Annotated in this window: 14 protein-coding genes; 4 read left to right on the top strand and 10 right to left on the bottom strand. The window is 39.7% G+C overall.

All coding sequences use genetic code 11. The features are described from left to right. Window positions 1–9: 9 nt before the first annotated feature. Window positions 10–1,353, bottom strand: a complete 1,344-nt coding sequence (gene flhF, locus EHQ59_RS16385) for a flagellar biosynthesis GTPase FlhF (RefSeq protein WP_135620901.1) — start codon at window positions 1,351–1,353, stop codon at window positions 10–12. 199 nt (window positions 1,354–1,552) lie between these two features. On the opposite strand from flhF, the gene mnmC2 reads away from it, so the two are divergent. Beyond that, window positions 1,553–2,290 (top strand): tRNA (5-methylaminomethyl-2-thiouridine)(34)-methyltransferase MnmC2, encoded by a 738-nt coding sequence (gene mnmC2 / locus EHQ59_RS16380; RefSeq protein WP_244245590.1) that lies wholly within the window; start codon window positions 1,553–1,555, stop codon window positions 2,288–2,290. Window positions 2,291–2,296: 6 nt separating this feature from the next. Then, window positions 2,297–3,508 (top strand): FAD-dependent 5-carboxymethylaminomethyl-2-thiouridine(34) oxidoreductase MnmC1, encoded by a 1,212-nt coding sequence (gene mnmC1, locus EHQ59_RS16375; protein WP_135620896.1) that lies wholly within the window; start codon window positions 2,297–2,299, stop codon window positions 3,506–3,508. Here mnmC1 and lpxK read toward each other — a convergent pair. Both lpxK and hisE read right to left on the bottom strand, forming a co-directional pair. Further along, window positions 3,444–4,553: a tetraacyldisaccharide 4'-kinase gene (gene lpxK, locus EHQ59_RS16370; protein ID WP_135620893.1), complete on the bottom strand. Its 1,110-nt coding sequence runs from the start codon at window positions 4,551–4,553 to the stop codon at window positions 3,444–3,446. The two genes, mnmC1 and lpxK, sit on opposite strands and share 65 nt — an antisense overlap. Before the next feature lie 21 nt (window positions 4,554–4,574). Then, window positions 4,575–4,853 (bottom strand): phosphoribosyl-ATP diphosphatase, encoded by a 279-nt coding sequence (gene hisE, locus EHQ59_RS16365; RefSeq protein ID WP_135620891.1) that lies wholly within the window; start codon window positions 4,851–4,853, stop codon window positions 4,575–4,577. 98 nt (window positions 4,854–4,951) lie between these two features. Between hisE and EHQ59_RS16360 the strand changes: the two genes are divergently transcribed. Further along, complete coding sequence (locus EHQ59_RS16360) at window positions 4,952–5,773, top strand: thioredoxin fold domain-containing protein (protein ID WP_135620889.1); 822 nt, start codon at window positions 4,952–4,954, stop codon at window positions 5,771–5,773. 45 nt (window positions 5,774–5,818) lie between these two features. Here the strand turns inward: EHQ59_RS16360 and EHQ59_RS16355 are convergent, their stop codons facing one another. Genes EHQ59_RS16355 through EHQ59_RS16340 form a run of 4 tightly spaced genes read right to left on the bottom strand, consistent with a single transcriptional unit; the run spans window position 5,819 to window position 9,396 of the window. Continuing rightward, a complete protein-coding gene (locus EHQ59_RS16355) occupies window positions 5,819–7,123 on the bottom strand; it encodes a UDP-glucose dehydrogenase family protein (protein ID WP_135620887.1) in 1,305 nt (434 codons plus the stop codon). A 57-nt stretch (window positions 7,124–7,180) separates the two neighbouring features. Then, entirely contained in the window at window positions 7,181–8,368 is a 1,188-nt protein-coding gene (locus tag EHQ59_RS16350; protein WP_135620885.1) for an ABC transporter ATP-binding protein, read from the bottom strand. A gap of 6 nt (window positions 8,369–8,374) precedes the next feature. Next, on the bottom strand, window positions 8,375–9,124 hold the full coding sequence (locus EHQ59_RS16345; protein ID WP_135620883.1) for an ABC transporter permease: 750 nt from the start codon (window positions 9,122–9,124) through the stop codon (window positions 8,375–8,377). A gap of 56 nt (window positions 9,125–9,180) precedes the next feature. Then, complete coding sequence (locus tag EHQ59_RS16340) at window positions 9,181–9,396, bottom strand: LIC12298 family protein (protein ID WP_135620881.1); 216 nt, start codon at window positions 9,394–9,396, stop codon at window positions 9,181–9,183. A gap of 276 nt (window positions 9,397–9,672) precedes the next feature. Between EHQ59_RS16340 and EHQ59_RS16335 the strand changes: the two genes are divergently transcribed. Further along, a complete protein-coding gene (locus EHQ59_RS16335; RefSeq protein WP_135620879.1) occupies window positions 9,673–11,235 on the top strand; it encodes a hypothetical protein in 1,563 nt (520 codons plus the stop codon). On the opposite strand, the gene EHQ59_RS16330 is transcribed toward EHQ59_RS16335, so the two are convergent. From EHQ59_RS16330 to EHQ59_RS16320, 3 genes are all read right to left on the bottom strand, one after another. After that, window positions 11,232–11,819 (bottom strand): LIC_11959 family protein, encoded by a 588-nt coding sequence (locus EHQ59_RS16330; protein WP_244245589.1) that lies wholly within the window; start codon window positions 11,817–11,819, stop codon window positions 11,232–11,234. The genes EHQ59_RS16335 and EHQ59_RS16330 overlap by 4 nt on opposite strands. After that, a complete protein-coding gene (locus tag EHQ59_RS16325) occupies window positions 11,816–12,763 on the bottom strand; it encodes a HEAT repeat domain-containing protein (protein WP_244245588.1) in 948 nt (315 codons plus the stop codon). Before EHQ59_RS16325 ends, EHQ59_RS16330 begins: the two co-directional genes overlap by 4 nt. A gap of 112 nt (window positions 12,764–12,875) precedes the next feature. After that, window positions 12,876–13,346, bottom strand: a complete 471-nt coding sequence (locus EHQ59_RS16320) for a response regulator (protein ID WP_135620876.1) — start codon at window positions 13,344–13,346, stop codon at window positions 12,876–12,878. Window positions 13,347–13,370 lie beyond the last annotated feature (24 nt).

Raw genomic sequence — 13,370 nt, 5'->3', positions numbered from 1 at the left:
ATGCGTTTCTTACACAGTCTTCTCGAAGACTTCGCCCGCTATCCCTTTCAATTTTTCAGGAAAAATTACACATTCGGCAAGGATTTTTTTGGTGGCATTTAGGATATCAAAAGGAACATCCTGGCCAACACTTAAGAATGCGAATTCCCTGTGAATAGTATCGGCTAATTCTACAACAGAACCTAAAAATTCTGCTTCATCGAGCTTCGTTAATAAAATTCTTTTATAACCGACCGACTCATATGCGTTTGTTACCGCAAGAGCATTGTCTTTGGAAACAGTGGAGGAAAGCACTAAGATCGTTTCAATATGATCCTTTTCCCCAAAAACTTGGTAGAATTCCTGAAGTTTTTCCAGGTTTTCCGATTTGCGGTGCGAATAACCAGCAGTATCCACAAGGATGAGTTCCGATCCATCACGAAGGATGGCTTCTTTCCATTTGCGTAAGTCTTTTGCCGCATAAAACGGAAGACCCATGGCATCTGCATAAAACTTCAATTGGTCAATGGCAGCGATTCTGTAATTGTCTGTGGTATAAAGGGAAACTTTTTTACCCATATGCAAACTGTACTTAGCAGCTAACTTTGCAATGGAGGTCGTTTTTCCGGAACCAGTAGGTCCAACAAAGAATACAACTTTTCTTTTTCCACGAGGAGTTCCACTAAAAAGATCCGAATCCACTTGGATCCTTTCTTCAAGATAAGTAACAGCTTTGTCAGTCACATTCGCATAACGTGTTAAATCTACAGCGGAAAGACGTGCCGTTAGAGTCACGGCCATTTCTTCTAAGTAAGATTCCGAGAATCCTTCGCGTAACAGACGATCCACGAGCTTTTGGATATGAGGATGTCTTTCTTTTGGATTTCGATTGGTTTCGATATTGGGTTCCAAAAACGATTCTTTCGCTTCTGCTAAAGACAATCCAACTGGTCTTTCTTCATAAGATTCAATTTCATAGACAGTTTGGTCCTGTCTTCGTTTGCGTTCTGAGAAAGGGCGAACGGATTCAATATTCTTTTTACGCGCACTGTAAGATTGATTGGTGTTTTGCGAAGAAAAGGAACCTGCTCCAACACCCACAAGTCCAGATTCAGGGAGGGATTCTGTTCTTTGTTTTTGTTTGATGAGTTCTTTCAGGTCTTTGAGTTTTCGTTCGATTCTTTCTTTCGAATTTTGTTTTTCAGGCACACCTACATCGATTTCATACATACGCTGTGCCATAAGGCCTGTTCCAAAGAGCCCACCTTCGGTGATCACTCGTTGGTCATACAAATGAGCCTCTGGACCATACTTCATTTTCATCTGCATGATGCAGTCTTGTAAGTCTTTGCCTCGGATTTTCACAAAATCCATAGAATCTCCCCCAAACCTGGGAAAAATATGAATGGTACCCTCAATTTGGAAAGTCTTTTTTATGAGACATAATAAAATTGACTGGGACGCGTGGAATTCCGCTCCTGCCCGTAACATCTTACCGATCGGAGTCATTTAGATTCCGTTTCCATTCCCCTTTGGTTCCTAGAGGATGGCCATACAAGGGAACCTAAACCAAGTGGACGACCCAAAACACCAGAACACAGATATTACCATCGAAGACGGAGTTCCCGTCTCACTTACGTTCGGAGATGTTTACTTCTCTAAAGAAGGTGGTTGGGAAGAATCCAAATATGTGTTTTGGGAAGGAAACAAAATTCCTGAAGTTTTGGCAAATGGAACCAACCTCCCAAAGACGATTGGAGAACTCGGGTTTGGAACAGGACTCAATCTATTTATGACCTTACACGAATGGTCGAAGATGGAAAATCCGCCTAACTTCACGTTTTATAGCTTAGAAGGATTCCCTTTACAGACTGAAATTTTACACTCACTGCATCTTTATTTTCCAGATAAGGTTGTATGGACAGAAACACTACTGACTTCCTACAACTCCCAGTTGGAAAAATGGAAACAAAATCCAAAAGATCAAATATGGAAAACCCATTTCCTTCATCCCAAGGGAAAACATACTTTCGACTTACACTTGTATTTCGGTGATGTAGAGTCCTGTCTCGATTTTTTTCCCAAAATTGATTTTTGGTATTTGGATGGGTTTTCCCCCAGCAAAAATCAAACGATGTGGTCGGAAACCACACTTTCTAAAATCAGGTCCCATTCTGATAGGGGAACACGACTTGCGACCTTTACCGCAGCAGGTTTTATCCGCAGGAATTTGGAAGGATTTGGGTTTCGAATCCAAAAACAAAAAGGGTTTGGAAAAAAAAGAGAAATGATCACGGGAGTTTTAGACTAAATTCCCATGAATGGAAATAATAACAAAACAGCCATTGTGGTGGGTGGTGGGGTTGCAGGTGCTAGCATTTGTTATGCTCTCTCCAAACAAAATATCAAAACAATTTTAATGGAAAAGCAATCCAAACCGGCAACGAAAGCCAGTGGCAATCCCATTGGGGTTGTGTATCCCTTTCTCACCAAACACAAAACAGCTGAATCAGAATTTTCGTATCTTGCCTTTCAATATTTTTTAGAACTTTGGGATTCCTTAGACCTAGGAAACACGGTTCCTCATGTGGATGGGATCCACTATCTACTTGACTCAGGATCTGCTTACGATCGTTATTCGCATGCACTAAAAAACCACAATATCCCCAAGTCTTTGGCAGAACTCAGAATGGATCCGTATTCCCAAAAGGATTCCCTTTTTTTTCCACAAGGAAAAGCTCTCTCTCCAGTGGAACTCTCAAAGGAATTGATTCGATATGCAAAACCAGAGGAAGTCTACCAAACCAATCTGATCTCTTGGGTGGAAACAGAAGGAAAAATTATCTGCCAAACGAATAAAGAATCGATCCATACTGATTATTTATTTTTAGCACAAGGATACCAATTTGCATCTGATCCAAGACTCAATTGGATCCCAATGAAACAAGTACGCGGACAAATTGTACAAGTTCCAATGAATTATTTCCCAAACAATACCTCCATCTTATATGGAGATTATCTAACCGCAGAAATTAACGGCGAACGAGTGCTTGGTGCCAGTTTTGATGAATTTCATTTGGAAGAAGAACCGAGGATGGAAGAAACCATCCAACTATGGAAGGGTTTACAAGAAAAACTACCGAACTTGAGAGAATCATGGGATGGAGTGGATCTTTCTCAATTGGGAACCCGTGTGAGTTACAGAACCCAATCCCAAGACCGCCATCCTGTTGTGGGCAAACTTCCGAATGTATCACAATTGGATACGTCCATCAAATACCAAAATTTGTTCCGAAAAAATGGGAAACCCTTTCAAATTCCTTATTTTGAATCGGTAGGTATCTTAAACGGGCTTGGGTCTCGGGGAATCACTCATGCTCTATTGGCAGCAAACATCCTAGTCAATTTAGTTCTCGGTTTACCTAAGAAAAATCCAAAAGAGGAAATGAATGTTCCAGAACACATCATCCAGTCTTTGAAACCAGATCGTTTTTTACTTCGTATGTGGAAACGAGACCAGCTAACATAGATTCGAATTTTTCCACTTCATCGAGAACCACTTCAATATTGAGAATCACAAGTTGACTCTTGCTCTCTTTTAATGCGTTTAAAAAACCAGAGTTTGTTCGCACCTTCACCCAGTCTTTTTCTGTAGTCACAAAAATGGTTTCGCCCTTACATTCAGCTAAAAGAGAGATTAAAACAGATTCCGTGAATGGATAATGGTCTGGGAAAAATCGATGTCGAATCTGATTTTGTCCAAATGTAACACGAGCCGTATCTAAAACTTGTTTTGGATTCCCAACACCTGTAAATAAAAAGTAACTCGCATTTGGTGAAAGTTCCAAAAGCTTCGATGGAGTTTCAATCTTCGAAACGTCTAGTGTATCCAAATGGATTTGTTTGACTGATGTCTGAAAGTGAGAAGAAAAGATAGGAAGTGTTATACCTTCTTTTTGAAGTTCCTTTTTTCCCTTTTGAAAGAGAGACATGTTTTTTTCGTTTAACTTCGTGAATACAATGGTGTTTGCTCGTTTTAAGTGAGAGATGGGTTCTCTTAAAAAACCCAATGGGATGGTGAATCCATTTCCAAAGGGAGCATTGGCATCCAAAAGCACGATATCAAAATCACGGTGAATCCGTTTGTGTTGAAATCCATCATCCAAAAGCACAATATGTTTTGGTGATTGGATTTGGTTGTGTTGTAGAAAACTTTCCCATCTGTTTTTTCCTATGATGACTTGCACATTGGGGAAACGATCTTTGTGTTCACTAGGTTCATCACCATAAAGATCGGGAGCTAGTCCATCTGGAACAATAGCACCTTCTTTTGATTTTTTTGCTCCATAACCTCTCGAGAGGATTGTGATCGCATATTCTTTGTTAGTTTTCTGAAAGTATTTGACTAGGTATTGAACAAAGGGGGTTTTCCCTGTTCCTCCCACTGTGATGTTTCCAACACTGATCACATTCACACTGGGAATTCGAGAAGGTGTGATTTTTCTTTGATTGATCCAAAACAAAAATCGATACACCCAAGTGAGTGGGTAAAGAAAAAAAAGGAATCCTTTCATGTGTTTCCCAATGGAAACTGATTAGCTATGTCTTTTTTCTAATTCTTTGGCGATGGTAGTCAAACTTATCCCTTTTTCAACCATGAGCACTTCTAAGTGGAATACCAAATCGGCAATTTCGTGAATGAGTTCTTTTTCATTTGGATTTTTGGCAGCGATGATGACTTCCCCTGCTTCTTCTCCAATTTTTTTTAAGATACGATCGACCCCATCGCGAAACAATTCCGCCGTATAGGATTTTTCAGGTAATTCTTCTTTTCGTTTGCGGAGCAAATCTTCCAATTTGAGTAAAAATTCCATATTTTGGCCTTCCCACTACCATGGAATTGGGTCAATCCATTTCGAAAAAGCGAAAATTGGTTGTTTGCCTGTGGAGAAAGGGGATAGAATGAGAGTTGATGAATCGATTGATTTTATTCTTTTTCTTGTTTCTGCAAGTCTCCACAGTTTCCGCAAATTCCCAATGGGGAAACTCCATCCAAAAGGGTTTTGAAACTGCCAAAAAAGAGAAAAAATTCCTCATCGTTGATGTTTTTGCAGATTGGTGTACGTATTGTTTAGTGTTAGAAAAAGAAATTTTTCCTGATCCGGAAGTCAGTCGGATTTTAGACCATTTTGTACGTGTTAGGTTAGATGGGGAAGAGTTCCCTAATTTACGTAAAAAATACAATATCGAAGGTTACCCTACAATTCTGTTTTTAGATGGCGAGGGAAACTTTGTCACAAAAATCGCAGGTCTTGCCACCAAAGAAGATATCCTTTCCATTTCCAAACGGATCTTACAAGAACCAAATTTGGAATCCTATCTCAAAACCGAACAAAGAAAGGATGCAAACAATCCCAACTACCATTTTCGATTAGGACTTTTGTATTTCCAAAACAAGGAATATGACAAAGCAGAAGTTCAATTTCAGGAATCCATACAAAAATCAAAAGACCAACCAAACCTCCGAGAGAATTCTCATTTCAATTTGAACTTGGTAAAGTCAGTGAATCGTTCCAAAGAATCCGCAGTGGTCTCCTGGAAAGAATTTATGCAACTTTATCCAAATTCAAAACGAATCATTACAGCAACATTGTATTATGGAATTGCACTCAAAGAAGCAGGGGAAAGAAAACAAGCAAAAGAGATTTTATCTGACATCAAACCAAAGTTGGTGACGGATGCAGACAAATCCTTATGTGAAGAAGCTTTGTCTGAAATTGAGAGAGGTTTTTGATCCCTCTCTCAAAGAGTTTTTTTAGTGAATCAATCGAATGGGAAACTAACGATTCCCGATCGAATAATAGGTAAACCCTAACTCACTCATTAAATTTGGTTTGTATTGGTTTCTTCCATCAAAGATGAGAGGTGACTTTAACATGGATTTAATTTTCTTGAAATCAGGTTCTCTAAATTCACGCCATTCTGTTAATAACAACATTGCGTCTGCCCCTTCCAAGGTAGAGTATGCATCCTTTTTATATTCCACTTTCCCATCAAAATAGTATTTAGAAGTTTCCATGGCAGCAGGATCAAATACCTGAATTTTAGCGCCGTTTTTATGGAGTTCATAAATGAGTGGAATGGAAGGTGCTTCCCGCATATCATCTGTTCCAGGTTTGAAGGATAAACCCCAAATTCCAAATGTTTTCCCTTTCATATCATTTGATCGAAAGTGTTCGAAAATTTTATCAGTAAGACGAGTTTTTTGTTTTTCATTCACATCTTCAACCGACTGAATGATGTGCATAGGTGCATTCACTTCTTCCGCGGTTCTTAGAAGTGCACGAACGTCTTTTGGAAAACAAGATCCACCATAACCAATCCCAGCATATAAAAACTGGCGTCCAATTCTTGAATCTGTTCCCATTCCTTTGCGAACGTCGTCATAATTTGCACCTAACGCATCACATAAATTCGCAATCTCATTCACAAAGGAAATTTTGGTCGCAAGGAAAGCATTACATGCATACTTTGTGAGTTCCGCAGATCGAATGCTCATGGTGATGATTGGGTTACCGTTGAGAACAAATGGTGAATACAACTCACTCATTTTTTTGGCTGCATTTTCTGATTCCGCACCAATCACAACTCGTTCAGGACGCATAAAATCTTCGATTGCCGCCCCTTCTTTTAAGAACTCTGGGTTGGAGACAACATCAAACGGATGTTTTGTGTATTTAGATACAATTTCTTTTACTTTGTCTGCTGTGCCAACAGGAACGGTTGATTTATCCACGATGATTTTGTAACCATTCATGGTTTTTCCCACTTCTTCTGCGACTGCAAACACAAAGCGAAGATCCGCCGAACCATTGTCAGATGTAGGAGTTCCTACGGCGATAAAAACAAATTCAGAAGATTCCACTCCATCTTTTAAGGAAGTAGAAAATTTGAGGCGGCCCTCTTTATAATTACGTTCTACAAGTTCAGATAATCCTGGTTCGTAGATGGGTATGATTCCATTTTTTAAGTCACTGATCTTTTTTTCGTCTTTATCAATACAAATTACATCATTGCCATATTCAGCAAAACAGGTACCTGCAACGAGGCCCACATATCCGGTTCCGACCACACAAACTTTCATAGGATTTCCAGAGTTTCAATTTTCACCGAAAAGGAAACTGTTTTTCTAATGGGATGGTTACCCTTCTTGGATTTGAAAACCAGTAGGTAAGTGGCAAACCCCCACAAATTTTTGGATTTGGCCCTGTTCCACTTCAAAATCCAAAACGGACTCACTCCAGAAAATACTGCCTTCGATATGGGACTCACCCTTGTGAATGGAAATTCCTACACTGTATTTTCCCGGTCCAAACTGGATGGGGAACTGAAACGTCACAGAATACCGTGTGTTTTGTTTGAGATTCCAATTTCGGTTTCCTAAGAGATGGGTATTTGTGCCGAAAATCCGAACCCCCTTTTCATTATCGATATGAAAACCAACCGTTGCTTCTTCCAGGGCTTCGTCCAATTGGAAAGAAACCTGTAAATTTGTTTTGGCACCAATGAAAAAGATTTGGGATGGCACACCCGCTTCCGTTTGCATTTCTACCTTTACATTCTGTTTTGTCGGTTGGGACGTTCGGTCCTTACTCCTTGCATCCCCAGCTAGGACAAACATGTATTGTTCAATGGTTTCCTTTGGATTTCCGTCAAACAATAGATTTCCTTTTTCCAACAGTATGGCTCGAGTGCAAAAATAAGAAACAAGTCCTAAATCATGGCTCACTACGAGAATGGAAGAACCTAATTCTGAAAATTCTTTGATTCGTTTTAAACATTTTTGTTGGAAACTCGCATCACCGACAGCTAACGCCTCGTCGACGATGAGAATATCTGGACGTTTTGCTGTGGCCAAACTAAATCCGAGGCGCATGGCCATTCCGGAACTATAGTTTTTTAAAGGAGTGTTTCGAAACTCTTCCAATTCAGAAAAAGCAAAGATAGAATCTGTAAACGATTTGATTTCAGAAGGTTGGTAACCCCAAACAAGTCCATTAAAATATACATTTTCTTCCCCAGATAACTCTGGGTTAAAACCTACACTGAGTTCCAAAAGTGCACGTACACTTCCATTGACTTGGAGAATCCCTGCCTCTTTTTGGATCACTCCTGTGATGAGTTTTAATAGTGTGGATTTTCCGGCTCCATTACGCCCAATGATGCCCACAATTTCGCCAGGATTGATTTTTAGAGATAACGAACGTATGGCGGTGAACTCAGAATCCACTCCAAAATATCCAAAACTGAGCCCAGCAATGATCCGTTTCCAAGGCTTTGAAAATCCAAGGTAATCCTTGGAAAGATTTTCGATGAAAACAGAAACCATTTTGATTTAGAGATGATCCAAAATGACGGACTGGAATTTTCTTTTGGCAAGTAAATAGACTAGAAAAAAGAAAAAGAGAAACGGTAAGATATGAAACCAATCAAATTGTGGTAGGAAACCAGAGATCACAGTTGTACGAAAGACATCCAATGGGATGGTAAAAGGATTCCATTCATTCCATTGTTTCAAATAACCAGTGGGATAATATAAAACAGGGATTCCCCAAAAAATCAATTGGCTCACCAAACGAATCAAAGGTGAAATATCTTTTAATAGAATATTTAACCTAGACAGGTAATGGAGTAGTAACATCAAATACAATCCCGATAAAACAAGAACGAGATAACCAAACACCACTCCCATAAGATTCAGTTTCCCGGAATAAGCCAAGTAGAGAAACACCGGAATCGAAGTCACAAAACTATGGATTAAAAATTGGACATAGGGAATCCACAAAAACAAATCGATGCCGAGACTAGAACGTTTCAGTAAGGAACGATTGTCGGTGAGAATTCCCGTCCCTCGCACAAGGAGTTCTTGGATGGGAATCCAAAACAAAAGTCCCGTGAGTAAATAGGCAGTGAAGTCTTCTTGGGTGGATGGATTTCGGAGATTGAGAACTAAAAAAACGAGGGCGTACAAACTAATCAGTACTAGGTTCTGCAAAAACATCCAAGAGATTCCGAGAAAGGAACCTGCGTATTGCAGAGCATAGTCACGCCGAACAAGTGCCCAAAGTATGGAAAGTTTCTCCATACTTTGATTGTCGGCCCCTGGATCCTCTTTCTAGAACAGAATCCAGAGAATGGGAATTACATCTTCCTTAGGTTCTTTTTCCCTAAGTCAGACAGATTGGGGGATACCCAATTTCCTTTTTGGACTACCTCTCCTTGGAACGCTTCCATGAGATACTCTTCGAAAGTTTTTTCCGATTGGTTTTGGGCAAATCCCTTTTTAGGACCTTGGCCTGGAAGCCCAGTGTCCTTGTGGCGGTTATAAGCGGGTTGTTGGATGGATCGAACGATCATAGGTTTTTCCTCCCCGTCATCTAGTTAGACGACATAAAACTAAAAAATAATACCAATAATATACTAAACGCTTGTTTACACTACTTAACATATGAGAAGTTAAGTCAATATTTTTTTCACGTTTTTATCGGTTTGTATTAACAATTTAGCATTCATATGGGACAAAACCCGTCCCAAGTTGGAATTTTTTTCGCTCTAGCGAAAGAATATGTCCCTTTTTCTAAAAAAAGCAAACGGAATGAGGGAAAAAATACGAAAATTCTGACCCCAATCCTGGTGGATTGGCAGAAAAAAGCGCTTTTTTTGTGGGTATTCTTCGTACAGTCATTGTTTGCTGGGGAAAAAACACCAAAAGACGTTTCTGTTCAGGAATTATTAAAACAGGGCCTCTCTCCAAAACTAGTGGCCATTTGGAAATCAAAGGCTAACCAATCCCGTGAGGCCTTCCTGGAATGGAAACGTTCGCTCCAAGGAAAGGAGGCAAAACTCGTGTCCAAGGTGTGGAAAGTTCTCAACCTAAGTTATCCAAATCACCCGAAGTCCGATTCGATTTCCAGAAAACCAAAGAATACAGGTCCAAACAAGTCCCCGAACAGGGAAGAGGATCCCAGAAAAGCAACCTCTCCTTCCCTCGTCACAAACGAATTATTTGTGGGTCTCAGCTACCAAAACCTAGATGTCAGAAATTTACCCATCGAAGAGAAAAACCACTCAGGGGTTTTCCTGGGAGGTAATCATCACGGACAACGATATAGTTTCGAAAAACGAGATGAAGAATTTTTATATGGAATTGATTTCACAAGTCATCAGTATCGGCTGACTTCCGGGAGTCGTTACAAACCCATTCCTCATTTTTACTTCGACAAAGACCCCAATTTTTATTCGCAGATGGATCGGCCGAACTCTCCTCTCCCCCAACCCATTCAAAATTCCCATTTTTTTGGATCCCTAATTCCAATGTTTGGCCAAAAAGCAGAATTAGGTGGTTTTTCTTCCCAAGGTTTTTCCCCTCATCCCGGAATTTACTTTACGTCACCAAACAAATCATATGCGAGTGTCTGGTCACCAGGAGATTCGAAATCTAGTTTTTTTATGAATGATCACTTTGCTTTAGAGAAATGGGGAAAACATAGAATCCAATCCGAATCAATTTTTGACAAAAAAGAATCCGTAGGATTTTTATACACAAAATCAGAATCCCAAAACTCCGAATATTTTTTTGATTCCACTTTGTATCGAGATTCACCCCTTCTCTATGGAAATGTGGCCAGTGGAGAATTCAGGCCAGAAATCCCACAAACATTAGGTTATATGAGAGGGAGTTACAAACATCGATTTGGTGGAGAAACACTCTCTTCCATCGAAGGCCATCGTTATGAATCTGGTGTTTCAGGATTTTTTCCATTTTTGGTTTCCGATTGGGGAAATCTTTTGTATCGTTATCGCGAGTATAAAGAATCAGGGAGTTATCAATTAACAGAAATTGGAAGAGCCGTTTGTTATGAATGGAGAAAAGAGAAAACGGTTTGGTCTGTCGGTTATGAATGGCGTGAACTGGGTGGACAGTGGGAAGGAAAAATTGCCATTCCTTTCAAAAGTGGACAACTCATTGAACTCAGCGCTCTCTTTCGCGAAGGTAATCTCAAAACAAGAGCTTGGTTTGAAAACTGGACCTACGCAACTGACTTTAATATCAATCTCACAGAAAGAGAAGAAATCCTCAAACTCAAATTCGTGAGTTCATTTCTGTCATTGAATGTGAGTTACTCGAAACGGGAAGAAAATCCAAATCCCATTTTGTTTCTCAACTTTCAGTTTTTACATAGATTTGAGATCTAATAGAGTAAATCATCGGTTCTGATTTCTACATATTCTCTCAGTTGGAAAATGGGAATGGTTTGTTTATCGATGATTTCTTTTTTTTCGCCAGGGAGTTTTTTGGGAGTGGGAAGTGAGGACCTTTTTCCTCTTTCATCCACGGAATAATAATAGTATCCAATCCATTCCCCTTTCACTCGGTAAGGATTGCCAACAAACAAGTCTTTTACAAAAAACTCAGCGTCTAAATCAAACTTATTCCTTCTGTAACGAAAATGGATTTCGTCTCCATTCAAATCGTAAAAAACGACAAAATCTCCTTGTTTGGCTTTGAAATACAATTTCCATTCCAATGGGAAATTCCCTGTTTTTTCGAATTCTAATTTCCCATCTAAGATTCGTTTTTCGGAACGCGCAATTGGACCGGAATATTTGGCATCTGTTTCGGAAATTAGGGAACTCGTGAAAAAAAACAAACAAAAACAAATCAAGAAAGATCGGAAAACACATTCCGATTGTAAGGAAGAGTCAAAAAACAAGTTTCCCTGTTTCCCTTCGTTGCCACTCTGTTTCGATCCGTTCCCCGTTTGGTGTAAAGAATTCATTTGGGTTCTTCTTCGGTTTTTTCCTCAGGTGATTTTTCATCTTCTGAGGCTGTGTCTTTTCCGTTGATTTGATCTATGGCTTTTTTGGCAGCCTTTTGTACTTTGGGACTTGGATCACGATCTCTTTTGTATTCTAATAACTCTAAGGCTTTCGGATCTTTTAGGCTTCCCATAAATTCAATCGCTCGCAGTCTCACCATACTATCATCGTCCCGAGCAAATTCATTGAGTTCTTGGAATACTTCTTTGTCCCCCATCGTCACGAGGGCTCCGATTGCATAAATTTTTAAGGACTGTGCTTTTTTTGCGTCCAACTTACCAGATGTTTTTTTTAGGGAATCAAGTAGTTCATATAACTTCGGTTTTGCTTGATCTGATTTTAATTTTCCCAAGGTATTCATCGAATAACAACGAAGTGTTGTCGGTTGGATGTCATCAAAGGCCACTTCCAGAAGAGCTTGTTCAGCTTCTTTGTACAAAACAGTTCCAAAATAGAGAGCAATTTGACCTCGAATGTCTGCGTTATTAAACTTCTCTCTAAATTTTGTTTCTAAAAAGGGAGCAGCTGATTTTCCATCTGGTAATTCCCCGAGAGCAGAAATGTATAAAGCCAAGGAATTAGAATTTTTTGTGAAGTCTTCTTTTTTCACTTTTTCCAAGAGTGGACTTGTTGCTTCCCCAAGTTTCATTTTTTTAGCAGAAGTCACCGCTTGTTTGTTCACATCTTCATTTGTATCTTCAAAAAGGGTGATGATGGTTTCGTGGTTTTCTTTTAAGCCCAGGTCACCTACTGTTTTCAGTAGGACAATTTTCATCCCCATGTCTTTTTCGGTTTTTAATTGTTCTCCGACCAAAACATATAGTTCACTTGCGTTTTCTTTGGGAAAACGGACTAGCTCACCTAACGCCTGTTTTCGTTCTTGGCTTGTACCATAACGAATCATTTTGGAAAGTACATCTTTTTTTTTGGAGATTTGTTCCTCTGTGAGTTCTTTCTCCTTCCCGAGGAGTGGCGAAAGAGAAAGAATTCCGATGAAAAAACAAAGAAAGAGAGAATTAGGTTTGGTTTGCTTCGAGTTCTTGGATCCTACGATTGAGTGCTTGGATAAGATGTTGGTTCTCCAAATTTTGGCGAAACTTATCGAGTAAGTCTTTGATGTCTTTGGATAGTTCTTCAATGTTCCAAGGTTTTTCGACATACCGACTGAGTCCCCCATTGTTGATGGCGTAAATGGCCGAATCAAGCCCAGCTTGTCCGGTTAACAGGATTTTGATCGCATCAGGAAGGCGTTGGTGTACCTGTTCCAAAAATCGATCCCCTTTCATTCCTGGCATCACTTGGTCGGAAACGATGAGTTCCACAATATCATTACTGCCAATGATTTCATCAATGAGTGAAAGTGCTTCTTCGGCGCTGCTTGCTGTTTCGATGATATGGGACTCCCCAAACCGAGCCAGTAGTTGCTCCGCGAGCGTTTCCAACACTGATACTTCATCATCGACACATATAATATAACCTTTACTCATTTGAAACCCTTTCCTAGGAAGGAT

Source organism: Leptospira kemamanensis, from assembly GCF_004769665.1.
GTDB classification, from domain to species: domain Bacteria; phylum Spirochaetota; class Leptospiria; order Leptospirales; family Leptospiraceae; genus Leptospira_A; species Leptospira_A kemamanensis.
Note: the sequence above shows the minus strand (reverse complement) of the source record. Positions and strands in the feature narration are given on the sequence as shown.